Source organism: Corallococcus llansteffanensis, assembly GCF_003612055.1.
Taxonomy (GTDB): Bacteria; Myxococcota; Myxococcia; order Myxococcales; family Myxococcaceae; genus Corallococcus; species Corallococcus llansteffanensis.
Genome location: NZ_RAWB01000039.1, coordinates 1 through 21646, shown reverse-complemented (window position 1 = coordinate 21646; position 21646 = coordinate 1). Strand labels below are relative to the sequence as shown.

At 70.3% G+C, this 21646-nt stretch carries 23 protein-coding genes; 3 read left to right on the top strand and 20 right to left on the bottom strand.

What is annotated here, in order from left to right:
• Positions 1 to 35 precede the first annotated feature (35 nt).
• The 15 genes from D7V93_RS06115 to D7V93_RS06050 form a co-directional block, all read right to left on the bottom strand.
• Positions 36 to 875, bottom strand: a complete 840-nt coding sequence (locus tag D7V93_RS06115; RefSeq protein ID WP_167509440.1) for a hypothetical protein — start codon at positions 873 to 875, stop codon at positions 36 to 38.
• Complete coding sequence (locus D7V93_RS44785) at positions 872 to 1039, bottom strand: hypothetical protein (protein ID WP_158623657.1); 168 nt, start codon at positions 1037 to 1039, stop codon at positions 872 to 874. Before D7V93_RS44785 ends, D7V93_RS06115 begins: the two co-directional genes overlap by 4 nt.
• Positions 1036 to 4113: an outer membrane protein assembly factor BamB family protein gene (locus tag D7V93_RS06110; RefSeq protein ID WP_244237134.1), complete on the bottom strand. Its 3078-nt coding sequence runs from the start codon at positions 4111 to 4113 to the stop codon at positions 1036 to 1038. The genes D7V93_RS44785 and D7V93_RS06110 overlap by 4 nt, the downstream gene beginning before the upstream one ends.
• A 1-nt stretch (position 4114) precedes the next feature.
• Complete coding sequence (locus D7V93_RS06105) at positions 4115 to 4669, bottom strand: hypothetical protein (protein ID WP_120642467.1); 555 nt, start codon at positions 4667 to 4669, stop codon at positions 4115 to 4117.
• On the bottom strand, positions 4666 to 4980 hold the full coding sequence (locus D7V93_RS06100; protein WP_120642466.1) for a PqqD family protein: 315 nt from the start codon (positions 4978 to 4980) through the stop codon (positions 4666 to 4668). The genes D7V93_RS06105 and D7V93_RS06100 overlap by 4 nt, the downstream gene beginning before the upstream one ends.
• Positions 4977 to 5387, bottom strand: coding sequence for a S24/S26 family peptidase (locus tag D7V93_RS06095; RefSeq protein ID WP_279636854.1), 411 nt, complete (start codon positions 5385 to 5387; stop codon positions 4977 to 4979). The genes D7V93_RS06100 and D7V93_RS06095 overlap by 4 nt, the downstream gene beginning before the upstream one ends.
• Before the next feature lie 93 nt (positions 5388 to 5480).
• Complete coding sequence (gene hisS, locus D7V93_RS06090; protein WP_244237135.1) at positions 5481 to 6761, bottom strand: histidine--tRNA ligase; 1281 nt, start codon at positions 6759 to 6761, stop codon at positions 5481 to 5483.
• 26 nt (positions 6762 to 6787) lie between these two features.
• On the bottom strand, positions 6788 to 7630 hold the full coding sequence (asd, locus tag D7V93_RS06085) for an archaetidylserine decarboxylase (RefSeq protein WP_120642464.1): 843 nt from the start codon (positions 7628 to 7630) through the stop codon (positions 6788 to 6790).
• Positions 7631 to 7661: 31 nt separating this feature from the next.
• Positions 7662 to 8357 carry a hypothetical protein gene (locus D7V93_RS06080; protein ID WP_120642477.1) on the bottom strand — a complete coding sequence of 232 codons (696 nt, stop codon included), beginning with the start codon at positions 8355 to 8357 and terminating at the stop codon, positions 7662 to 7664.
• Between the two features lie 89 nt (positions 8358 to 8446).
• The gene (locus D7V93_RS06075) at positions 8447 to 9178 is read right to left on the bottom strand and encodes a metallophosphoesterase family protein (RefSeq protein WP_120613676.1); all 732 of its coding nucleotides are present in this window, start codon (positions 9176 to 9178) and stop codon (positions 8447 to 8449) included.
• Positions 9179 to 9186: 8 nt separating this feature from the next.
• A complete protein-coding gene (locus D7V93_RS06070) occupies positions 9187 to 9522 on the bottom strand; it encodes a TIGR02266 family protein (protein WP_120642463.1) in 336 nt (111 codons plus the stop codon).
• Positions 9523 to 9677: 155 nt separating this feature from the next.
• A complete protein-coding gene (locus tag D7V93_RS06065) occupies positions 9678 to 10622 on the bottom strand; it encodes a PfkB family carbohydrate kinase (RefSeq protein WP_120642462.1) in 945 nt (314 codons plus the stop codon).
• A 119-nt stretch (positions 10623 to 10741) separates the two neighbouring features.
• Positions 10742 to 12271: an MlaD family protein gene (locus D7V93_RS06060; protein ID WP_120642461.1), complete on the bottom strand. Its 1530-nt coding sequence runs from the start codon at positions 12269 to 12271 to the stop codon at positions 10742 to 10744.
• A 95-nt stretch (positions 12272 to 12366) separates the two neighbouring features.
• Positions 12367 to 13104 (bottom strand): ABC transporter ATP-binding protein, encoded by a 738-nt coding sequence (locus D7V93_RS06055; protein WP_120642460.1) that lies wholly within the window; start codon positions 13102 to 13104, stop codon positions 12367 to 12369.
• 35 nt (positions 13105 to 13139) lie between these two features.
• A complete protein-coding gene (locus D7V93_RS06050; protein ID WP_120613681.1) occupies positions 13140 to 13955 on the bottom strand; it encodes an MlaE family ABC transporter permease in 816 nt (271 codons plus the stop codon).
• Between the two features lie 238 nt (positions 13956 to 14193).
• Here D7V93_RS06050 and D7V93_RS06045 point away from each other — a divergent pair, with 238 nt between their 5' ends.
• Genes D7V93_RS06045 through D7V93_RS06035 form a run of 3 tightly spaced genes read left to right on the top strand, consistent with a single transcriptional unit; the run spans position 14194 to position 17036 of the window.
• On the top strand, positions 14194 to 14760 hold the full coding sequence (locus tag D7V93_RS06045; RefSeq protein ID WP_120642459.1) for a hypothetical protein: 567 nt from the start codon (positions 14194 to 14196) through the stop codon (positions 14758 to 14760).
• 45 nt (positions 14761 to 14805) lie between these two features.
• Complete coding sequence (locus tag D7V93_RS06040) at positions 14806 to 16230, top strand: hypothetical protein (protein ID WP_120642458.1); 1425 nt, start codon at positions 14806 to 14808, stop codon at positions 16228 to 16230.
• Complete coding sequence (locus tag D7V93_RS06035; RefSeq protein WP_147451056.1) at positions 16227 to 17036, top strand: hypothetical protein; 810 nt, start codon at positions 16227 to 16229, stop codon at positions 17034 to 17036. Before D7V93_RS06040 ends, D7V93_RS06035 begins: the two co-directional genes overlap by 4 nt.
• A gap of 7 nt (positions 17037 to 17043) precedes the next feature.
• Here D7V93_RS06035 and D7V93_RS06030 read toward each other — a convergent pair whose 3' ends face one another.
• The 5 genes from D7V93_RS06030 to D7V93_RS44780 form a co-directional block, all read right to left on the bottom strand.
• Positions 17044 to 17700 (bottom strand): RluA family pseudouridine synthase, encoded by a 657-nt coding sequence (locus D7V93_RS06030; RefSeq protein ID WP_120642476.1) that lies wholly within the window; start codon positions 17698 to 17700, stop codon positions 17044 to 17046.
• A gap of 41 nt (positions 17701 to 17741) precedes the next feature.
• Positions 17742 to 19232, bottom strand: a complete 1491-nt coding sequence (locus D7V93_RS06025; RefSeq protein ID WP_120642456.1) for a M16 family metallopeptidase — start codon at positions 19230 to 19232, stop codon at positions 17742 to 17744.
• Between the two features lie 29 nt (positions 19233 to 19261).
• A complete protein-coding gene (locus D7V93_RS06020) occupies positions 19262 to 20596 on the bottom strand; it encodes a M16 family metallopeptidase (RefSeq protein WP_120642455.1) in 1335 nt (444 codons plus the stop codon).
• A 27-nt stretch (positions 20597 to 20623) separates the two neighbouring features.
• Positions 20624 to 21283: a response regulator gene (locus tag D7V93_RS06015; RefSeq protein ID WP_208722929.1), complete on the bottom strand. Its 660-nt coding sequence runs from the start codon at positions 21281 to 21283 to the stop codon at positions 20624 to 20626.
• Positions 21284 to 21285: 2 nt separating this feature from the next.
• On the bottom strand, positions 21286 to 21646 hold a 361-nt coding region (locus D7V93_RS44780; protein ID WP_504739561.1), incomplete at its 5' end, for a peptidase associated/transthyretin-like domain-containing protein.

Sequence of the window (21646 nt, the reverse complement as noted above, 5' to 3'; positions counted from 1 at the left end):
TGGAGGCATCGCGAGAACACCCCAAGTCGCCGCGTCTATGCCAGCCGCTCCTCCACCACCGCCGCCGCGGAGGCATCGCGCGCGAACACCAGCCGCGCCGTCTCCACCGACGACAACAGGCGGCTCGCGGAGGCCACCAGCGCGCCCCGGCCCGACGTCGTGGGCTCCGGCAACAGGGCATTGAGCAGCAGCACGCGAGCCACCTCCCCCGCACCCTGCGCTTCCCACCGCGAGGCCGCATCCCACGCCAGCGTGCCCACCGCGACGAGCGCGGCCTCGGTGGCACTGCTCAGCACGTTCCACGGAGTCCCGGCCGCCTGCCAGCCTCCACCCTCCGCCGGCCACACGGCCACCAGCTCATCCGCGAGCACCGTCCCACCGGCCTCGCGCCACAGCGCGCCCAGGGTGCTCTTGCCCGCGCCGGAGGCTCCCACGAACAACGCGGCCCGCTCCCCGCGCGACAGGCCCACGCCGTGGATCAACAGCCCCCCGCGCTTCGCCAGCGCCGATGCGAGCATCACCTTGAGCACCGTCTCCACCGGAAACCGCCCCGTCCCGGTGACCTCGGCCTGGCTTCGATCCGGGGAGAGCACCGCCGCGTAGTCCTCCCCCTCCACGCGCAGCGTCCCCTCCGCGCCGGGCTCCAGCAGGGGCAGCTCCCGGACGGCCGGCGCCACCCGCGAAGTCGCGGGGGTCCGCAGCACGAGCCGGGCATCGGTGGAGACTCCAGCGGACGGAGAAACGAACGCACCGAACACGCGACGCAGGATCGCCGCGAGCGCGCCGTCCTCCACGTCCAACGCCACCGTCCACCCCGCGAGGGTGACCCGGAGCGCGGCGTCACGGGGACCCGACGAGGGGTCCCCGACCCTCACGGCACGCACTCCGATTCGCCCGGGATGTTGCAGGCGGAGATCTGCGCGAGCGCGACGAAGGGCTGCTCCCACAGGATGGCGGGCGGCACGTAGACAGCCGGCGCTGCCGACACGGGCTTCGGCGCGGAAGGACCGACGAGGAGCTGGGGAGGTCGTGTGCTCATGGGAGGAAGGGCACCGGGAAGGCGCAGATGCGACCGTCCGCCGAACCGACGTGCAGCCGGCCCACGGTATGGTCGATGGTAGGAGTGCCTATGTTCTGGGCGGGGCCCAGGGACACCTGCCCGGAGTCGACGCCGGTGTCCAGCTCCAGCTGGTGCACCTTGCCGTCCGAGCTGCCGACGTAGATGCGCGCCACGCCGTTCTGGTTCAGCGAGAACGAGCCGGAGGGCCCCGCGATGGGCGTCCCCCACAGCCGCGCGGGAACGTTGGTCGCGTCCATCTCGTAGCGCTCCACGGTGCCGTTGGCGAGGCTCGCCACGAAGCCCCGGCCCAGCGGGCGCACGAAGTGGGTGAACGCGGACGTCGACGACGAAGGCCGCGAGGCGATGGTCTTCGACCACACCGTCGCGTACGTGGCGGGATCCACGCCGTACACCGTGCCCTCGCTGGAGGTGACGAGGATCTGGTTGCTCGTGGCGTTGCGCACCACGCCCCACTCCAGGTCCCCCAGCGCGCGGCGCCCCAGCTCCTGGCCCGTGAGGCTGTTGAGCACCCGCAGCGTGTCGTTGCTGCCCGGGCCCGACTTCGTCCCGACGTAGAGCCGGTTCGTCGTGTAGTCCACCAGCATGCCGCCGCTGACCATCCCCAGGTCACCCGGCTGGTAGCGCCAGATGAGTGCTCCCGTGGCCGCGTTGAGCGCGACCACCTGGTTCTGCGCGGGCGACGATAGACGCGTCGCGAAGATCGCCAGGTCGATGTTCGAATACACCGCCCGGTACGCCGGGTTCGCGTAGTCGAGCAGCTGCGTGACGGGGAACGAGCTGATGTTGCCCAGGCCCAGGGTGGTGTTGCGCCACAGGGCCTCGCCCGTGGCCGCGTTGAGCACCGCGGGGACTCCGGACTGGTCGCCCACGACGAGGAACTGCTGCCCCGGACGGCCCAGCAGCGGCACCACCGGGAAGCGGCTGCCCACGGCCCCCGACAGCTTCACCGGCCGGAAGCGCTCCGCGCCGTCCACGGTCGCGTCGGCCGTGTTCGTGACATTGCCCACCACCGAATCGTTGAAGGAGCTGAAGATGCCCGCGCCCAGTTCGGTGACGGGCTGGAACAGCGAGGACAGGCCCACCGAGTAGCACCACAGCGGTCCCCCACCCGCCCGCGCGCGGGGCGTGGCCAGCAGGCCGAAGGAGGTGGGCTGGTTGCCCGCGGAGTACCGGCGCGCGTCGTCCGCGTTGAAGACGCGGTAGACGTACGTCGTGCCGTTGGTGACGGTGTTGTCCGTGAAGCTGGAGGCGGAGCTGAACTCGTCCGAGTACACCACCGTCGCGTTGCCCAGCACGTCCCCCACCGCGTAGCGCGTGCCGCTGACGGGCGCGGTGTCGGGCGGCGTCGTCCCTTGCGAGCGCAGCACCAGCACGCCGCCGTGGTTGAAGGGGTTGTCCCACGTCAGCGTCACGCTGCCGTCGCGCGCCACGCCGGTGAGGCGCTGGACCTCCGGCGCGTTCGTCACCGCGAGCAGCGTCACCGTGCCGTCCACGCGGATCCGCGGATCGTTGTAGCCCTGGACCAGCTCCAGGCGGTGGCGGAACGGCGTGTCACCGGTGACAGCGGTGAAGCCTGAATAGGTGATGCGGAAGGTGAGCTCGCCGCCCACGGGGATGCCCGTGCCGGAGTTCGACTCCCAGAGGTAGTAGGCGTTGTCGAAGTAGAGGGTCCAGTCGTTGAGGGGCTGGGGCCCGGACGCCGCCACGGCGAAGTAGTTCACCGCGGGCTTGAACAGCTTCACCTCGATAATGGGCAACGTGCCGCGGTTCTGCACCGTGTACGCGACCGTGAGGCCCGTGACCGCGGTGGACACCGTCTCGTGGCTGATCCGCACCCGGTGCTCGACGACCTTTCCCTTGCGCGCGCTGACCAGGTCCCCCGCCACGGCCGAACCATTGAGCGTCGCGTCCACCCGCGTCTGGAACTGGTAGCTCGCGCCCGCGGCACCGGACACCTGGTAGCGCCAGGTGAACTGCGCGGAGGCCCCCGGGGCCAGCTGCGACGCCACGTCCGGCGAAGGCCCGGACACGAGCGCGGCCGTCGCATTGCCCACCAGCACGGGCACGCGCGGGCGCACGTTCGTGTACCTGTTCGTGGTGGACGTGTTGAGCACCGTGAGCCGCAGCGTCACCTGCTCGTTCGCGAACGCGTCCACCGTGTCCACGTCCGCCGCCGCGACGAGGGCGCCCACGTCCACCATCGACGACTCCGCCAGCGGCGCGGTGACGGTGCCGGTGGTCGCGCGGGCCCGGACCCGGGCGGACACGGTGCCGGCCGCGGTGGGCTGCACGTTGATCACGAAGACGCCAGCGCCCCGGAGCGGCACCGTCTTGTTGAAGGGCGACTCCTTGGTTCCGATGGTGAGCGGCACCGCGCTCGTGGAGGTGGGGTTGTCCACGGTGAGCGTCCCCGTGTTCGCGGGGGTGCGGTTCTCCACGACGACGCGGGCCACGGCGGCCCCGCTGACCGCCAGGCCGCGAGGCGACAGCGTCACGCTGGAGCTCAGGCTGGAGCGCGTCCAGGAGAAGCTGGTCACGGTGATGGCGTAGTCGGTGCCATCGCACTGGTCGCGGCCGTAGGTCTCCGCCGTCAGCTGTTCGTTGGCCTTGTCGTTGTTCCGGTCCGACGGAGCCACCACGGTCAGCACGAAGCGCGCGACCTCCCCCCGTGCCAGCCCCCGGGGCGCGTCATCCGAGCAGCCCACGACGGACTGGAAGGTGATGCGCCGCGAGTTGGCGTCGAAGTATTCAATCTTCCACTGCGGCGTCGCCGCCTCGGGCAGGCCGTTCAGCAGCTGGTAGCCATCTGGCAGGACGAAGGACACCTCCGACAACCGGGAGTTGTCACTCGCGGCCGTGGAGGTGTTCTTCACCTCCACGATGAGGTCGGACGCGTCGTCCGCCACCACCCGCGCGACCGTCTCACCGGGCGCCGGGATGAAGCGGGCGGTCCAGGTCTGCGAGAAGCCCACCACGGGCAGCAGCACGGCGGTCAGCAGCGTGAAGACTCGGACGTTCATGGCGGTGCTCACGTCACGGCTCCAGGGTGAAGGGGGTGGTGGCGAGCTGCGCGCCATCCAGGAAGAAGCGCACCTGCCACGTGCCCGTCATCCGCGACGAGGTCACCAGGGTGCCGGCCACCGGCAGCGAGAAGCGCAGCGTGCGCGTCTCCTCCGGCGCGGCCTCCACCGTGCGGCTGCGCTTCTCATACGGCCGGCCGCCGGGCGCGATGAACTCCACGTCCACCTCGCCCCTGCCGCGGATGCCGCTGACGACGAAGTCCACGTCCACCTGCTGCACCTCGGACAGGCCCACCGGCTCGGAGCCCGGGCCCACCACCACCGCACTCCCCTTCGGGGGCGGCAGGTTCGTGGCAGGAGGCGCCTCTTCCTCGCCCTCCACGCGCGCCTCGGGCGGCGGCCGGGCCACGCTCCCACCACCGGCCAGCACGTCCGTGGGGGCCAGCGGCCCGGTGTCGTCGCTTCCCTGCCCCGGAGTCACCGTCGGAGGCGGCTGGGGGGACACACCTTCCGAACATGCCGACAGCAGCACCGCACCCGCCAGCATCGCCACGAGCGCCCGCATCATCGAACCTCCAGCGGCGCGGCCCCCGCGGGCGCGCGCACTTCGTCCACCAGACCGCGGCGCTGCAGCTCCGTGAGGAAGCGCAGCGTGTCGGCCAGCACCGGGCCAACGTCGGTCGAAAACTCGAGCGCCACCTGCTCCGCCACCGCCCGGGCCGTGCGCTGGCCGTCGCACAGCGCCCAGATGCGCGCCGCCGTCGCGTTGAGCCCTCGCAGCGTGCGCCCCTCCGCGTCCAGCACCAGGAAGTCCGCGCCAAACCACTCGCCCGAGGCCCCCGGACGTCGTCGGGGAACATTGCCTTCCACGAAGCTCATGGGGTCCTTGTCCTTCCCAACCATGCGGCGATCCGCCGCTTCACCGTCACGCGCCAGCGGCCCAGCCGTCGCGGGCCCACGTCCCAGCGCTCCACGTCCAGCAACGCGCCCCCCCGGCGCACACGCCGAGCACGCCCGAGGATACGGATGACAGGCAGCGGTGGATCTTCCAGACCGCCATTGTCCCCCCGAAGCGCGCACACCCGGCCGTCGCACCAACGCACCCGGTGCAGCACCAGCGAGGACTCGAAGCGCGCCAGCACCACCTCGCCCGGACGCGGCGCTTCCACCAGCGGTTCCACCTCCGCCACGTCACCCGCGCGCAACGACGGCCACATGCTGTCCCCATCCACGGGGATCCAGCGCGGGCCATCGGTCACGGCTGCGGTGCGGGGAGCGCTCGCCATCAAGGTGGGAATCTACCCCAGCCTCTCAACGTCCGCGAATCTCCCGCACCGCGTTCCTCTAGCGATTCCCAGGACTTACGATGCTTAACACCTTTACTCCTGGGTTTTCAGGGAAGACGGGCCGTTTGCCTGTCCTCCGGCCTGACGCAGCGTCGCGGCCACGGCCTCCAGTGCGACCGGCACCAGATCACCGCCCGCCATGGGCTTGAGCTTCGCCTGCCCGCTGCGGAGCTCGTCGCCGCCCAGCACCAGGGAGAAGCGGGCGCCGGACTTGTCCGCGCGCTTCATCTGGCTCTTGAGGCTGCCGCCACGCGTGTCGAACTCCACGTAGAAGCCCTCGCGGCGCAGGCGGCTGGTCAGCGCCAGCGCCGCGTCCTGGCAGGCCGCGTCCACATCCGCCGCGACGATGAACAGATCCGGCTGCGCGGTGAACGTCTTGCCGCCCTCCTTCAGCAGGAGCACCAGCCGGTCCAGGCCCATGGCGAAGCCCACCGCGGGCACGTCCGGCCCGCCCAGGCCCTTCATCATCTTGTCGTAGCGCCCGCCGCCGCCCACGGTGCTGGCGGTGCCCAGCGCGGGGTGCGAGGCGATGAACTCGAAGACGGTGCGCGTGTAGTAGTCCAGGCCGCGCACCAGCCGGTGGTTCACCACGTAGCGGATGCCCAGCACGCCCAGCTTGCGCTGCAAGTCCGTGAAGTGCGTGCGGCACGGCTCGCACAGGAACTCCAGCACGTTGGGCCCGGCCGCGGCCACCGCCTGGCACTTCTCGTTCTTGCAGTCGAGCACGCGCAGCGGGTTGCGCTCCAGCCGCTGCTGGCAGTCCGCGCACAGCTCTCCCCGGTGGGCGTTGAGGTACTCCACCAGCTTCGCGTGGTACGCGGGCCGGCAGTTGTCGTCGCCCAGGGAGTTGATGTTCAGCGTGACGTCCGTGAGGCCCAGCGCCTCCAGGAACTGCACCACCACGTCCATCAGCTCCGCGTCCTGCGCGGGTTCCTTCGCGCCGTACGCCTCCGCGCCAATCTGGGAGAACTGGCGGTAGCGGCCCGTCTTCATCCGCTCGTAGCGGAACATGGGCCCCATGTAGAACCAGCGCGACACCGGCTCCACGTTGCTCACCGAGTGCTCGATGTACGCGCGCGCCGCGGGCGCGGTGCCCTCGGGACGCAGGGACAGGCTGCGGCCGCCCTTGTCCTCGAAGGTGTACATCTCCTTGCCGACGATGTCCGTCTCCTCGCCCACGCTGCGCACGAAGAGGGCGGTGTCCTCCACCATGGGCGTGCGCACCTCGCCGTAGCCGAAGCGGCCGAACAGCGTGCGCGCGGTGGTCTCCACGAACTGCCAGACTTCAATCTCGCCGGGCAGAAGGTCGTTCATCCCCTTCACGCCGTTGATCTTCTGACTCACACGATCTCCCCGATGCGCGTGCCCATGCGCACCACCGCTTCCGGCTGGAGGCTGTCGTCCCAGCGCACGCGCTTCGGCTCGAAGCAGAGGATGACGGTGGAGCCCATCTCGAAGCGGCCCAGCTCTCCGCCCTTCTCCACCGGGATGCCCGCCCCGTAGCGGTGCACCTTGCCGGGCTGGCCCAGGTGGGTGGTGATGTCCTCGTAGGACGCCTTGATGCGCGACACGCACGTGGCGCCCACCTTCACCACCGCCACCTTGCCGGCGACCGTGTCCAGGTACGTCACCAGCCGCTCGTTCACGCAGAACAGCGACTGCTTGTTCTTCACCGACGCGGGGTTCACCGGCCAGAACTCACCGGGGATGTACGCGTACCCGGTGATGGTGCCGCCCAGCGGCGCGTGGATGCGGTGGTAGTCGCGCGGCGACAGGTACAGCGTCGTCCAGGCGCCGCCGTGGAAGGGCTTCGCCGCCTGCGCGTCGCCCAAGAGCTCGTCCACCGTGTACTCGATGCCCTTCGCCTGCAGGCACCGGCCGTTGTCGGAATAGCCCACCTGGGACACCCGGCCATCCACCGGCGACACGACGACCTTCGCCCCCGCGTCCACCGGACGCAGGCCCGGCTTGAGGCCGCGGGTGAAGAACTGCGCGAAGGTGGGGTAGTTCTCGAAGGCGTGCTCGGCCTCCGCCATGTCCACGTTGTACGCCTTGGCGAAGGCGCGCATGGCCCAGTGGTGCACCGGCGCGGGCGCGGGCAGCCGCGTGGCCAGGCCCACCGCGGAGGACACCGCCGACTTGGGCAGCACACGCATCAACTTCATGAAGGTCTGTTCGTTCATCGAAGGTCGTCAGGCACGAAGGGAAAGGGGTTCAGGGGCCGCCAGCGTCCGCGGGAACCACCCCGCCGTCCGCATAACGCCGCACGGTCTTCATCGCGCTGGTGGGTAACAGCGCCAGCACGCGACCGTCTTCAATCAACACCACGGTGTCCACATGGCCAGGGAACTCCAGCCGGCAGGACGCCCCGTCGCTCAGCAGCCAGCCCTCCTTCATCCCCCGCCCTTCCACCGTGACGGGCGTGGAGCGGCGGAAGCAGCCCCGGTAGCCCGCCACCAGCTCGGAGGCCGGGCTGCCAATCTGGGGGCCGACCATCCCCGCGTCTCCCGGGCCGGCGTCCATCGTCGCCTGGGCCTGGGGCTCCACGCGCCGGGGGATGTTCGTCTGGGACGGGTCGGTGGTGGGCAGCGTCCGGGAGCTGGCCACCAGGCGCCGCTGCTCCTCGGCGGACGCCTGCATGCGCGCGCGGCCCTCCTGGATGCGCCGCAGGAGGTCCTGCGACGCGGCGGAGTCCACGCTGTCGGCGGGCACGCGCTGGAGCAGCGCTTCAATCTCCCCCGTCGCCGGGTCCAGGTAGGCGGCGTCCAGCTTCTGCCCGTAGAGCGACGTCCAGCGGCGGCTGGCCTGCTCGTATTCGGGCGAAGGGGGCGCGGGGGCGCGACGGCACCCGGACGTACCGAGCGCGAGGACGAGGACGGCGGCGAAACCGAGGCCCCTGAAGGGCCGCATCGGACGGAGGACCTGGAAGCGCACGGTCCCGGTTTATGCCACCTTCCATCCAGCCGCGCCGCTTTTTGCGCACGGCGCCGTGCAGGCCGTCAGACGCCCAGGAACAGGCGCTTGCCGAAGTTCAGCGCGAGGTCCGCGTCGAAGATCTTCTGAGCGGACGTCTCGATGTCGTACTCCACGCGCAGGTACTCCACCGTGCGCGCGTCCGTGTCGCAGATGACGAAGCAGGCCCGGTTGTCGTAGTCGCGCGGCTGGCCCACGCTGCCCACGGAGACGATGTACTTGTAGCCCTTGCGCAGCACGAACTTCTGCGCCACCACGTCGTTCACCTCGCCGTTGCCAATGGCGAACGCGCGGCACAGGTGGCTGTGGCCGATGAACGTCACCTCCGGCAGCTCCGCCACGTACGGCGTCAGCTCCCGCGCCTGCTCCAGCGCGAAGATGTACTCGTACGCCTTCGGGTCGATGGGCGAGCCGTGGCAGAAGCCCACGTCCCCGATGCGGTACGTGTACGGGAGGCTTCTCAGCCAGGCCAGGTTCTCGTCGGAGAGCACGTTGGCGCTCCAGTCGAGCGCGTGCCGGGCGGCGTCGTAGTAGTACGAGTAGTCCATGCGCCCGGCCACCGCGGCGTCGTGGTTGCCCAGCAGCGTGATCTCCGCCACCGAGCGCACCAGCTCGCAGCACGGGTTGGGGGACGCCCCGTACCCGACGATGTCCCCCAGCGACACGAAGCGGTCCACCTTCTGGTGCTCCGCCACCCTCAGCACCTCCGTGAGGGCCTCGATGTTGGAGTGGATGTCGGAGATGACGGCGATGCGCATGGGAGTGCCTATAGGGAGGTCTGCTGCTGGGAGATGATGCGCCGCAGACTCACCAGCGCGTCCGCGTCCAACCCTTCGAACCTCAGGCCCATGCCCGGGGGCCGGCCGACAGGCTGCTCGCCCCCTCGCAACCAGACGACCGTGGCCTGCGCCTGCAACTCCGTGTCCGTGGCCTGCGACAGCCGCACCTGCGCCCGCGCGCCCTTCGCCAGGGGAGTGCTCGTCCGCAGGAAGAGGCCGCCCTCACTCAGGTTCGCGACGCGCGCATACAGGGTCACGTTCTCACCCTCGCACCAGCAGCGCAGGTGGGTGCCAACCCGCGCGTGCTTTCGGTTTTCGCTCAACCCGTGACCTCCCGGCAGGGGCCTCCTCCAGCACCCGTTCGGGCTGAAAAAGGGTGGCCGCGCCGGATTTATTCATCCACTGCGTTCCTGCGAGCCTAGGGAGGGTGGGTGTGGCCCGTCAAGTTCCACACCGGTTCCCCCCCACCGGACCTCGGCTAGCGGCTGCCGGCCACCGCGTCCAGGGGGCCCAGGTCGTCGAAGTGGGTCAGCTTCTTGAACTCGTTGAAGCGGGCGTGGATCTCCGGCCGCTGCACCTCGCGCAGGCGCTCCAGGCTGAACTTCTCCACGGTGAAGGAGGCCATCACGCTGCCCATGACCATGGCCTTGCGCAGAAGCTGCCCGTCCACCTTGCCCGAGGACGACGTGGCCAGGGTGCCCATGAAGCCGCCGGCGAAGGTGTCGCCCGCGCCGGTGGGATCGAACACCTCCGACAGGGGGAACGCCGGGCAGGCGAAGATGTGGTCCTGGTCGAAGAGGAGCGCGCCGTGCTCGCCGCGCTTGATGACCACGCGCGAGGGGCCCATGGCCAGGATGGCGCGGGCGGCCTTCACGACGTTGTGCTCGCCGGACAGCTGGCGCGCCTCCGCGTCGTTGATGAAGAGCAGGTTCACGCGCTGGAGCGTCTTCAGGAGCGCGGCGCGGCTGCCCTGGATCCAGAAGTTCATCGTGTCCGCGGCCACCAGCTTGGGCGCCTTCACCTGGTCCAGCACGCGCGACTGGAGCTCCGGGTGGATGTTGCCCAGGAAGACGTAGGGGGTCTCCCGGTACGCCTGCGGCAGGTTCGGGGAGAAGGACTCGAAGACGTTGAGTTGGGTGTCCAGCGTCTGCGCCTCGTTGAGCTCCCAGCCGTACTTGCCCTTCCAGCGGAAGGTGCGGCCGGCCTCGCGGGTGAGCCCCTCCAGGTCGATGCCGCGGCCGCGCAGGAACTGGAGGTGGGCCTCCGGGAAGTCCTCGCCCACCACCGCCACCAGCTGCACCGGCCCGAAGAAGGACGCGGAGGTGGAGAAGTAAGTGGCGGACCCGCCGAGCACGTCCTCCTTCTTGCCGAAGGGCGTTTCCAGCGAGTCGAGCGCGATTGAACCGACGACGAGAAGAGACATGGGGGCTTCCTGGGAGTGACCTGGCGCGGGTGTGGCGGCGTCAGGGCACGGCGATTCGTAAGGGAAACCCCGTGCCCGTGCCGGGTACGACACCTGCCCGCCAAGGTCAAGGGGAGCGGCTAGAAGGCGGGGACGCCCGTGGTGGCGATGAGGGACTTCAGGTCGTCGTCGGTGAAGAAGAAGCCCGCGCCGAAGAAGAAGTCCCGGCCGGCGATCAGCCGCTTGGTGGCCGTGTCGCGCTGCTGGGCGTTGATGATGTCGTCCATGCCCGCCACGACGAACAGGTGGTCGAACGCCTGGGCGCGCAGCGTGGCGCGCAGGCGCGGGTAGCGCAGCTCGTCCGCGGTGAAGTTGAACGCGTCCATCTTCAGCGTGAGCGCGTCGTCGAAGAAGTGCAGGTCCGCGCCGACGCCGCCCGTGGACTCGATGAGGCCCACGCGCAGGGTGGTGAAGTAGTAGCGCTTGGCGAACTGGAGGCTGATCTTGAAGGACTCCTTGGTCACCTTCTGCGTCTGGATGACGGGATCCCCGTCCGACGGCGGGTTGGTCTGCACCACCTGCGTGCTCACCGAACCGCGGGGGTCGTCGATGATCTCCAGCAGGTAGTACTTGTCCGGCTTGGGGATGATCCGCAGCGACAGGCCGTTCTTCGACGCGCCCTGCGCCAGCAGGTAGGTGCTGGTCAGGCCCACCTCCGTCTGGATGCTGGCGAGGCGGCTGGCGAAATCCGAGATGTCGGTGACGGCCTCGCCCACGCGCTGGCCCAGCTGCTCGTCGGTGAGCAGCGCGCCCGCGGCGCCCTCGCCGTCCTTCACCTTGCGGGTGATGTCCTCCAGGTTGGCGAGCGTGTTGTCCAGCCGCCCCAGGGTCTGCTTGAGGCTGGAGACGCTCTCCTTGAGCTCCCCTTCCCCGCTGCCCACGATGTTCTTGACGGTCCCCAGGACCTCGCGGACGTCCTTGGTGATCATCTCCACGTTGTTGACGATCCGGTTGACGTCCGCCCCGTTGCTCTGGGTGATGGCGCGCACGTCCGAGGACACGCCCTCGACGTTCGCCATGATGGTGTCCAGCCGGTCCGTGTTGCGCCGCACCGTCGCGTCCACCGAGTCCGACAGGCGGACCAGGTTCTCCACGATGCGCTCCAGCGAGCCCGCGCCCTTCTCGCCGCCCAGCACCTCGCGCAGCGCGCCCGTCACCTGCTGGATGTCGGAGGTGATCTGCGACAGGGACTCAAAGACGGCCTCCACGCCCTGGGTGTCGATGACGCGGCGGATCTGCCCGCCGTTCTCCAGGGCGGGCGCCTGCTCGGTGCCGGGGTTCAAGTCCAGCAGGTAGTCACCCAGCAGCGACTCCGAGCGCTTGGTGACGGCGGCGTCCTGGCGCACGTCCACGCCCCTGCGGATCTTCAGCCAGACCTTGGCGCGGGTGCCGTCCAGGGTGATGTCGCTGATCTCTCCCACGGGGATGCCGGCGATCTGCACCCGGCCCCTCACGGCGAGCCCCGACGCGTCCCGGAAGTAGGCCCACACCTGGGTGGATTCACGGTCGCTCAGGCCGCCCTTGCGGGCGAACAGCACGAACGCGATGAGGAATGCCCCGGCGGCGAGGACCAGCAGGCCAACACGGAAGGGCGTGACGAGCTTCTTCACCTGATGTGACTCCGAGCGCTACCGGCCGCGCGCGACTCTAACGATTTGCATGCCGGGTGCCAGCTTTTCATGGAGGGGCGGAATTCTTGCTGGCCCTAGTTCTTGCCGAACCACGTCTGGAGGAAGACCTGGACGGCGGACTGTTGGGATTCGCGCAGCTGCTCCGGCGGGCCGTGTTCGACGATGACGCCCTTGGAGAGGAAGGCGATCTGATCCGCCACGTTGAAGGCGGACGCGATGTCGTGGCTGATGACGACGCTGGTGACGCCCAGCTCCTTCTGCGCGGTGAGGATCATCTCGTCCACGGAGTCGGTGGTGATGGGGTCCAGGCCGGTGGTGGGCTCGTCGTAGAGGACGACCTTGGGATCCAGCACGACGGCGCGCGCCAGGCCCACGCGCTTGCGCATGCCTCCGGACAGGTCCGCGGGGAACTTCCCCTCCACCTCCGGCTTGAGGCTCATCAGGTCCAGCCGCTTGCGGACCTTCTCGCGGATGGCGTCCTCGGGAAGCTTCGTGTGCTGGCGCAGCGGGAAGGCGACGTTCTCGAACACCGTCATGGAGTCGAAGAGCGCGGCGGCCTGGAACACCATGCCGAAGCTGCGGCGCACCTGCTGCAGGGCCTGGACGTCCATGGGGACGATGTCCTCCCCGTCGATGACGACCTTGCCGGTGTCCGGCTTGAGCAGGCCGATCATGTGCTTCATCAGCACGGTCTTGCCGGAGCCGGAGCCGCCGAGGATGACGCAGGTGCTGCCCGACGGCACCGTGAGGTTGATGCCGGTGAGGACCTTGTTGGGACCGAACGTCTTGTGCAGGTCCACGATGTCGATCATCGGCTTCGAGGCCGAAGGCGGGGTCGGCGGGGCCATCAGTGCATCATCATGCCGACGATGAAATCGAGGATGAAGATGGACAGCGCGCTCGCGACCATCGCCTCCGTGGTGGCCTGGCCCACGCCCTTGGCGCCGCCGGACGCGTTGTAGCCCTTGAAGCAGCAGATGAGGGCCACGGACAGGCCGAAGATGGCGCCCTTGATGAGGCCCTCGTAGACGTCCGAGGGCGCCATCCACTGCTGCGTGCGCGACAGGAAGGTGCCGGGGGAGATGCCCAGGCCGAACACCGCGACGATGTAGGCGCCCGTCATGCCCGTGGTGTTGAAGAGCATGGTGAGGGCGGGGACCATGAACAGGCCCGCGAGCACCCGGGGCACCAGCAGGTACTGCACCGGGTTGACGGCCATGGTCTCCAGCGCGTCCACCTGTTCGGTGACGCGCATGGTGCCCAGCTCCGTGCACATGGCGGAGCCCGCGCGCATGGTGACCATCAGCGCGGCGAACACCGCGGACAGCTCTCGGGTGAGCGTCAGGGCCACGGTGGGGCCCACGAGGCTCTCCGCGTCGAAGAGGGCGAAGGCGGTGGACGTCTGGAGGGCGAACACCATGCCGGTGAAGCTGCCGGTGAGCCCGACGATGAAGATGGAGCCCACGCCCACGAAGTCCAGCTGGGTGAACAGGTTCGTCAGGCGGAAGGGACGCCGGACGCTCCAGCGGAAGACGTCCAGGCCCAGGGCGACGACGCCGCCAATGGTGGAGACGACGTCGATGAGGCCCTTGCCGAAGCCCTCCACCGACTGGACGAAGGCCCCGCTCAGGCGGTTCGGTTTGCTGGGGGTTTCGGTGGTCATGCGTTCAGTCCGGCTACTCTACGTGCCCCGGACGCGCGCACAAGCGAACTCCCGTCCCCAGGGGTATCCCACCCCCACCGCCATGGTTGGCTGGCAAGGGGGCGCACGCGCGTCGTCAGGGGGTGGGATGCGATGGGGCTTTCTCCTCCAGGGGGAGGCCGTTATGTTCCGCGACCCTTTTCCTTCAACGCCCGGCGCGCCCTTCTGGGGAGTTGCCGGGCCAGAGCGACACAACAGCATGGCTACCCAGAAGGTCGGCGGCGAGGTGGATTCCCTCTGCACCCGCTGCAAGTTGTCACTCGCACACACCATCCTCGCGATGGTCGGTCCGAAGATCGCTCGCGTCCGTTGCAACACCTGCGGCGGGGAACACGCCTTCCGCGGCAAGGCGGGCGTCACGGATCGTCCCACGAAGGCCGCCACGGCCAAGGCCGCGCGCGCCGGCACCCCGCGCGCGGAGAAGGTCGTCATCTCGTTCGACGACCAGCTCGCGGGCAAGGACATCGCCAGCGCGCCCAAGTACAGCCCCAAGGACACGTACCGCGTGGATCAGGTCCTCCACCACCCGACGTTCGGGGTGGGCCTGGTGACCGCGGTGCGCGGCGACAAGGTGGACCTCACCTTCCGCTCCGACACCAAGACGCTGGTGCACGGCCGGGGCGGCGAGCCGGTGGACCGGCCCGCCTTCAACCCCCCGTCCAACAAGCGCTCCGGCCCCGCGGACAAGCCCATGGCGGATCCGCCGCCGGACCTGGACATGGACGTGGAAGCCGCCTCGGAGAGTTCCCCGCCTTCCGGGGATTGACCCGAGGGCCCGAGCGGCGGTCAACTGGGGGGCTGACTTCCCTGCATGCGTCCGCCGCTCTTCATCGCCGTCCTCCTCGTCTGCGTCGCCGCCGTGGCATGGGCGGAAGCGCCGGAGGTCGAGGCGACGCCCGGGCGCCTGGTGCTCGGGCAGGATCAGGTCGTGGTGGTGCGGGTGCGGGTGCCTGAAGGCGCCGGCCCCGTGCGCGCGGCGGCCTCGTCCGGCACCTGGGAGGCCACGCGCCTGGAGGGCCGCGCGGAGCGGATCTTCCGCTGGACGCCGCCGCCGGTGCGCTACCCGCTGTGGGCGGTGCTCGCGTTCTGGGTGGAGGATGGACGGCCCCCGGAAGTCACCACCGTGCGGGTGCCCCTGCTGGGGCGCACCACGCTGGACGTGTCCACCGCGCCCGGAGCGGAGGTGGTGGTCGCGGTGGGCGAGGCCCGCTTCGGCCCGGTGAAGGCGGACGGACGCGGCCGGGCGCAGGTCCCGGTGGAGGTGCCTCCAGACGCGAAGGAGGCGCGCGTGCTCGCGACGCGGGGCACGCTCACCACGGATCGCAGCGCGCCGCTGGAGGTTCCTTCCGAGCGCCCCCTGGTCGCCGCGCTCACGCCGGAGCCGCTGTCGGTGGAGGACGGGGGCTGGCTCGTCCTCGAGGGGGTGGAGGGCCCGGTGCCGCCGTCGGACGTGGACGTCGTCGCGACGGGCGCCACGGTGAAGGCCGACCCCCCCAACGGGCAGGGGCGCTTCGCGGTGCGGCCCCAGGCGGGAGCCCCGCGGGTGTCCATCACGGTGAGCTGGGGTGACCCGTCCGCGACGGACGCGGCGCGGGTCCAGGCAGACGTGAGGCCCGCGCGATCCCGGCCGCCGGGGCTGGATCCCGCGGTGGACAACATCCTGCCCTTCCCTCCCGCCTCGCCGGACGTGCCCACGGCTTCGCGCTCGCGCGGCAAGCCCACGTCGCTGTTCCTGTTGGGCGGTGCCTCATTCGCGCGCGGCGCCAACGGCGGACCGCTGCTGGCGCTGGGCGTCTCCGTGCCCCTGCCCTTGTGGCGCGGACGGCTGGCGGCGGAGGCGGAGGTGGGCGTCCGCCACGCGATGCTTGACGTGGTGCGTGAAGACAAGACGCAGGTGCACTCGCGCGTCTGGGCGTTTCCCCTGATGCTGTCCATGCGCGTCACCCTTTTCCAGCAGGGCTCGCTGCGACTGGACGGTCGTGCAGGAGGTGGGGTGCTCCCTTTGCGCCATCAGCTGTCGCTGGCGGAGCCTGCGCCTCCGGACGACTTCCAGACGGCCGTGAATGAGCGCAAGCTTGGCGCCATGGGTTTCCTGTCCGTGCAGGGAGCATATGACCTCGGGCGCTGGAGCATCCTCACGGAGGTGCGCGCCGCGTTGGCACCGGTGCGGACGCCGTCGCTCGACGCGGAGCTTGGCGGCGTGTCCCTGGCCTTCGGCGTGGGGTTCACCCCGTGAGGCGGATGAGCCTGGCGCTGCTGGGAGCGGCCCTGGTGGCGGGGGCCTGCACGAGCGGATCCGATCTGCCCGATCCCAGCATCGTCTCGGTGGAGCCGGCGACGCTGCTGGTCAACGCCAAGGACGCGTCCCTGACCGTGCGGTTCGACGCGCGCTATGGCGTGGCCGTGGACTACGGCAAGGAGACAGCGAGCGATCGCACCATGTCGGGTCGCATCTGGCTGGACGACACGGAAGCGACGGTGACGCACTTCGATCCCGAGGGCGTCGCCATCGCGACGGTGCCCAAGGGCCTGGGCGCGGGCTCGCATGCGCTGCGGCTGCGGCTCGATGACGGGCGGGAGGACGTGAAAAAGGACGCGCTCGACCTGGTGCCGCCCGGTCACGGCCAGGAGGAGACCGACGCGGACGCGGGGGTGCTGGTGGAGACCGATGCGGGGTCCGTCGAGCCGCAAGGCGACGGGGGCTCCCCGGCGGATGGCGGGCCCCTCCCGGGGGACCCCATTCTCAAGGGCGACATCACCGGCTACGGCTTCGAACCCATCGAAGGCGCGCGCATGAGCCGGGAGGCCTTCTCCATCACCGTGCGCGCCGAGGGGCCCCGGGCCCCGCACTTCAACGGCTCCCTGGAGGTGTCCTCGTCACGCGGCAAGGTGAAGCCCCTGAAGATCGGCCCGTGCGAGAACGGCGTCTGCACCGCGACCGTCACCGTGGACGCCAGCGCGGGGACCGTGCAGCTCACCGTGATGGACGGCTACGGCACGACGGGCACGTCCAACACCTTCACGCTGGACGCGCCCCCGTAGCGGGGCCTCACCCGGCCGCGCGCAGCAGCTCCAGCGCCCGCAGCATGTCCGGGGGCAGCGGGGCCTCCACCGCGTGCGCCGCCACCCCAGGCAGCGCCGGCCACTCCACGCGCGCGGCATGCAGGGGCGTGCGCGCGAGCACCTCCTGAGCTCCCTGCCCTCCCAGGTCTCCCTCGGTGAGCGGCGCCTCGCGGCCGTACTGGTGATCCACGAGCAGCGGATGGCCCAGGGCCAGCAGGTGCACGCGGATCTGGTGCGTGCGGCCCGTCACCGGCTCGGCCTCCACCAGCGAGGCCCGCGCGAAGGTCTCCACCGGACGCACGCGCGTGCGTGAAGGCTTGGCGTCCGGTTCGTCCGGCCGTGCCGCGCGCATGCGGCCCTTGCGCCCGGCCACCAGCGGCACGTCCACCCACTGGGGCGCCTCCAGCCGGCCCTCCACCAGCGCGCGGTAGCGCTTGCGCACCTTGCCGGCCTCGAAGGCCTGGGAGAGCGCGCGGTGCACGCCGGCATCCAGGGCGAAGACGAGGACGCCGGACGTGTCGCGGTCCAGCCGGTGCACCACGTACACCTTGCGGCCCAGCTCCGCCTCCAGCGTGTCGCGCAGGCAGGAGCCGCCCTCCCGACCGGGGATGACGAGCACCCCGGCCGGCTTGTCCACCACCATCACTCCCGCGCCGTCGAAGAGGATGCGGGCGCTGCTGCCGCTCACTCGTACTCCGACGCGGGCACGACGGTGATGGGGCCCAGCCCCTCCAGGAGCGGTTTCACTTCCGACGCCTTGCCCAGCACGACGATGACGGGCCGGTCCGCGAAGGCGTACTTCTTCGCCACCCGGGCCACGTCCTTCGGCGTCACGGCGCGCAGCCGGTCGCGGAACTTCTCCACCCAGTCGTCGCCCAGCCCGTGCATGCGGATGTCCGCGATGACGGACGCCACGGACTCGTTGGTCTCCGTGCGCAGCGGGTAGAGGCCCGCCAGGTAGCTCTGCGCGTCCTTCAGCTCGCGCGCCTTGAGGCCGCCGTCGCGCACGCCGTGGATCTCCTTCAGCGCCACGTCGATGATCTCCCGCGTGGAGGCCGTCTTCGTGAACGTGGACAGCGCGAACACGCCGCCCGCGCTCATCGTGTCGAAGTAGGAGCTGACGCCGTAGGTGAGGCCGCGATTGACGCGGATCTCGTTCATCAGGCGCGACGTGAAGCCGCCGCCCAGCGCGATGTTCATCGCCGTGGCCGGGAAGTAGTCCTCGTGGCCCAGCCAGAAGCCCGGGCCGCCCAGGCGCACCTGGGACTGCGTCTGGTCCGGCTTGTCGATGAGCAGCACCTGCCCTGCCTTCGCCATCGGCTCCTGCTTGCGCGGCAGTTCCGGCGGCGTGTCCGGTCCGCCCGTCCAGCCGGCGAAGGCGCGCTCCGCCTCCGCGGCCACCGTCTCCGGCGGGATGGCGCCCACCACGGTGAGCATCGACACGCGCGGGCCCATGCGCTCGGTGTGGAAGCGCACGACGTCATCACGGGTGAAGGTGGACACGGTGCGCTTGATGCCGCCCAGGTCGCGCCCGTAGGGGTGGTCTCCCCAGAGCGCGCGCGTGAAGGCGCGGTCGGCGATGGCGGACGGGTCGTCCAGGTCGTTGGCGAACTGCGCGAGCGCGCGCTCACGGGCGTCCACCACCTCCTGCTCGGGGAACGTGGGCTCGCGCACCACCTGCCCCAGCACGTCCAGCATCGCGGAGAAGTGCTCCGCGGGCGTGGTGAGGTAGACGGACAGCACGTCCTCGTTGACGCCCGCGTAGAGGCTGGCGCCCACGAACTCCACGGCCTCGCTGATGCCGTCGGCGTCCATGCGCTTCGTGCCCCGGCGCAGCAGGCGCGCGGTGAAGTCCGCCAGGCCGTCCTTGCCCGGAGGATCCCACACGCCACCGGCGCGCATCACCAGCCGCACCGACACGAGCGGCAGCGGCCCGCGCTCGGCGGCGATGACCCGCAGGCCGGTGGACGTGGTGCTCTCATGCAGGGGCGGCAGCTTCAGCGCCCCGGTGGCCGCGGCGCTGGATGCGGCTTTCGGCGCGGCGGGCCTGGAGCGCGCCGGGACCTTGGCTCGGACCGCGGCGACCTTGTTGCGGGCGCTGACGGCCTGTTTGCGCACGGCCTTGGCGGCCTTGCGGACGGTCTTCTTCACGGAGGCGATTTTTCGGGAGGCCATACGCGGGAGGGGGTTCCTCGCGGGACGCTTCAAGCGTCCGCGTCGTCGCCGGGCTCGATGGCGCCGGCTTCGGGCTGGAGGGTGACCACCGAGCGACGCTCGGGGGCGAAGTACTTCGCGGCGACGGCCTTCACCTGTTCGGGCGTGACGGAGGCGTAGAAGGTCGGCAGGGACAGGCCCTCGCGCCAGTCGCCCAGGAGGGCCTCGTAGTGGCCCAGGGCGTGGCCGCGGCCGCTGTTGGTGGACAGCTCGCGCAGGTGGTCCGCGCGCAGGTTGTTCTTCGCCTTCTGCAGCTCCTTGTCGGTGACGCCCTCGCGCGCGAGCTTCTCCAGCTCCGCGTACAGCAGGCCCTCCACCTTGGCCGGATCCGAGTCCGGCTTGAGCTCCAGGTAGAACAGGACGGTCCCCGGGTCGATGCGCCAGCTCCAGTCCAGGCTCACCGACACCACGGCCTTCTGGTCATAGACGAGCGACTTCACCAGCCGGCTGCCCTCGCCCTTGGTGAGCACGTACTGGACGACGTCCAGCACCAGCGTGTCCTCGTCGCTCGCCGCGGGGCCCCGGAAGCCGATCATCACCGACGGGGACTGCGCGGGGTGGCGCACGACGGCGCGGCGTTCACCCTTCTGCTCCGGCTCCGCGTTGAGGACTGGGGCGGGCGTGGGGCCGCGCGGGATGTCGCCGTAGTAGCGGCGCACCAGCGCGAGCGTCTTCTTCGGGTCGATGTCCCCGACGATGTAGAGCACCGCGTTGTTGGGCGCGTAGTACGTGCGGAAGTACTGCTGGCAGTCCTCGCGGGTGATGTTCTCGATGTCCGCCATCCACCCGATGACGGGCCAGCGGTACGCGTGCGCCTTGTAGACGAGCGTGCCCAGCTCCTCGTCCATCATGCCGGGGATTTCGTTGTCCACCCGGACGCGGCGCTCCTCCTTCACGACCTCGCGCTCGCTCGTCAGCGTCTGGTCGGAGATGCGCAGCGAGCGCATCCGGTCCGACTCCAGGTCGAGCACCGTCTCCAGCGCGTCGGCGGAGAAGTCGTCGTAGTACACCGTCATGTCGTTGGACGTGTACGCGTTGGAGCGACCGCCGTTCGACTCGAGCGTCTTGTCGAACATCTTGGGGCCGTACTTCTTCGCCCCGTTGAACATCATGTGTTCGAACAGGTGGCTGATGCCGGTGATGCCGGGCCGCTCGTTGCGGCTGCCCACCTGGAAGAAGGTGTAGAGGCTCACCACCGGGGCCTGGTGGTTCGCCAGCAGGCGGACCTTCAGACCGTTGGGAAGCGTTGCCTCGTGAACGTCGAAGAGGGCGTGGAGGATGGGGTCCACCGCGCGCGCGGCGGACCGCGGGGAAGCCTTGGGCATAGGTCCCCCACCGTAACCACGCCAGCGCTAGAGATCCACGACACCTTCACGCAGGGCCATCACCACGGCGTCCACATGGGAGTTGACGCCCATCTTCCGGTAGATATGCGACAGGTGCGTGCGCACCGTCCGGCGCTCCAGCGTCATCACCTGCCCCACCTCCGCGTTGGACAGGCCCTTGGCCACGTAGCGCAGCACGTCCAGCTCCAGCTCCGTCAGCCCCCACGGCAGCTCCGCGGGCTTCTGGGCGGGCCTGGCCTGAACGGATTGGAAGTAGTTCCAGAAGCGCCTCGCGATGAGGGGCTCCAGCACGGTGCCACCCTCCATGACCTCCTGGATGGCGGAGCGGATCTTCTCCGGCCCCACGCGCTTCACCAGGTAGCCGGACGCGCCAGCCTGGATGGCCTCGTAGACCTTCTGCTCCTCCTCGAAGGAGGTGAGGATGAGGATCTCCACCTCGGGCGCGCGGCGCTTGACCTTCTGGGTCACCTGGATGCCGTGCATGCCCGGCAGCTCCAGGTCCAGCAGGACGAGCTGCGGGCGCTCGCGGACGATGTCCTCGACGGCCTGCTCGCCGTCCTGGGACGTGCCCACCACCTCCAGCTCCGGGAAGGTACCCAGGACCTTGAGCAGGTTGCGCAGCAGCTGCGGCTGGTCCTCGACGACGAAGATGCGCGTCCGCTCCACGGTCACCGCCTGGTGGGCAGAGGCTGGAACTGCTCGTCCAGCTTCTGGTGCTGGCCCCGCGAGAAGCGGAGCTGGAAGTCCTTGCGCTCGCCGGTGGAGAGCGCGACCACGCGGATGTCGCGCGTGCCGGCGCGGACCGGGTAGTTCAGGAGCGGCGTCGTCCGGCGCACCCGCACCCCGTCGATGTAGACGCGCGCCGGGAGGTTCGTGCGCAGCGTGAGGAACGCGCGCCATGCCTTGGGGGGCACCGCCGGCTCGGCGCCATCCTCCGCCCCGTCCTCCTCCTGGTCCTCCAGGTCCCGCGAGCCGACGGACGCGGGGGGCACGGGCGGCGGAGGCGTGATGGGCCGCGCCTCGGTGGTG

Coding starts and splice junctions, on each gene's coding strand:
- D7V93_RS44785 (WP_158623657.1), bottom strand. CDS start 1,039: ATGAGCACACGACCTCCCCAGCTCCTCGTCGGTCCTTCCGCGCCGAAG.
- D7V93_RS06105 (WP_120642467.1), bottom strand. CDS start 4,669: ATGATGCGGGCGCTCGTGGCGATGCTGGCGGGTGCGGTGCTGCTGTCG.
- D7V93_RS06100 (WP_120642466.1), bottom strand. CDS start 4,980: ATGAGCTTCGTGGAAGGCAATGTTCCCCGACGACGTCCGGGGGCCTCG.
- D7V93_RS06095 (WP_279636854.1), bottom strand. CDS start 5,387: ATGGCGAGCGCTCCCCGCACCGCAGCCGTGACCGATGGCCCGCGCTGG.
- hisS (WP_244237135.1), bottom strand. CDS start 6,761: ATGAACGACCTTCTGCCCGGCGAGATTGAAGTCTGGCAGTTCGTGGAG.
- asd (WP_120642464.1), bottom strand. CDS start 7,630: ATGAACGAACAGACCTTCATGAAGTTGATGCGTGTGCTGCCCAAGTCG.
- D7V93_RS06080 (WP_120642477.1), bottom strand. CDS start 8,357: ATGCGGCCCTTCAGGGGCCTCGGTTTCGCCGCCGTCCTCGTCCTCGCG.
- D7V93_RS06075 (WP_120613676.1), bottom strand. CDS start 9,178: ATGCGCATCGCCGTCATCTCCGACATCCACTCCAACATCGAGGCCCTC.
- D7V93_RS06065 (WP_120642462.1), bottom strand. CDS start 10,622: ATGTCTCTTCTCGTCGTCGGTTCAATCGCGCTCGACTCGCTGGAAACG.
- D7V93_RS06055 (WP_120642460.1), bottom strand. CDS start 13,104: ATGATCGACATCGTGGACCTGCACAAGACGTTCGGTCCCAACAAGGTC.
- D7V93_RS06050 (WP_120613681.1), bottom strand. CDS start 13,955: ATGACCACCGAAACCCCCAGCAAACCGAACCGCCTGAGCGGGGCCTTC.
- D7V93_RS06045 (WP_120642459.1), top strand. CDS start 14,194: ATGGCTACCCAGAAGGTCGGCGGCGAGGTGGATTCCCTCTGCACCCGC.
- D7V93_RS06040 (WP_120642458.1), top strand. CDS start 14,806: ATGCGTCCGCCGCTCTTCATCGCCGTCCTCCTCGTCTGCGTCGCCGCC.
- D7V93_RS06030 (WP_120642476.1), bottom strand. CDS start 17,700: ATGGTGGTGGACAAGCCGGCCGGGGTGCTCGTCATCCCCGGTCGGGAG.
- D7V93_RS06025 (WP_120642456.1), bottom strand. CDS start 19,232: ATGGCCTCCCGAAAAATCGCCTCCGTGAAGAAGACCGTCCGCAAGGCC.
- D7V93_RS06020 (WP_120642455.1), bottom strand. CDS start 20,596: ATGCCCAAGGCTTCCCCGCGGTCCGCCGCGCGCGCGGTGGACCCCATC.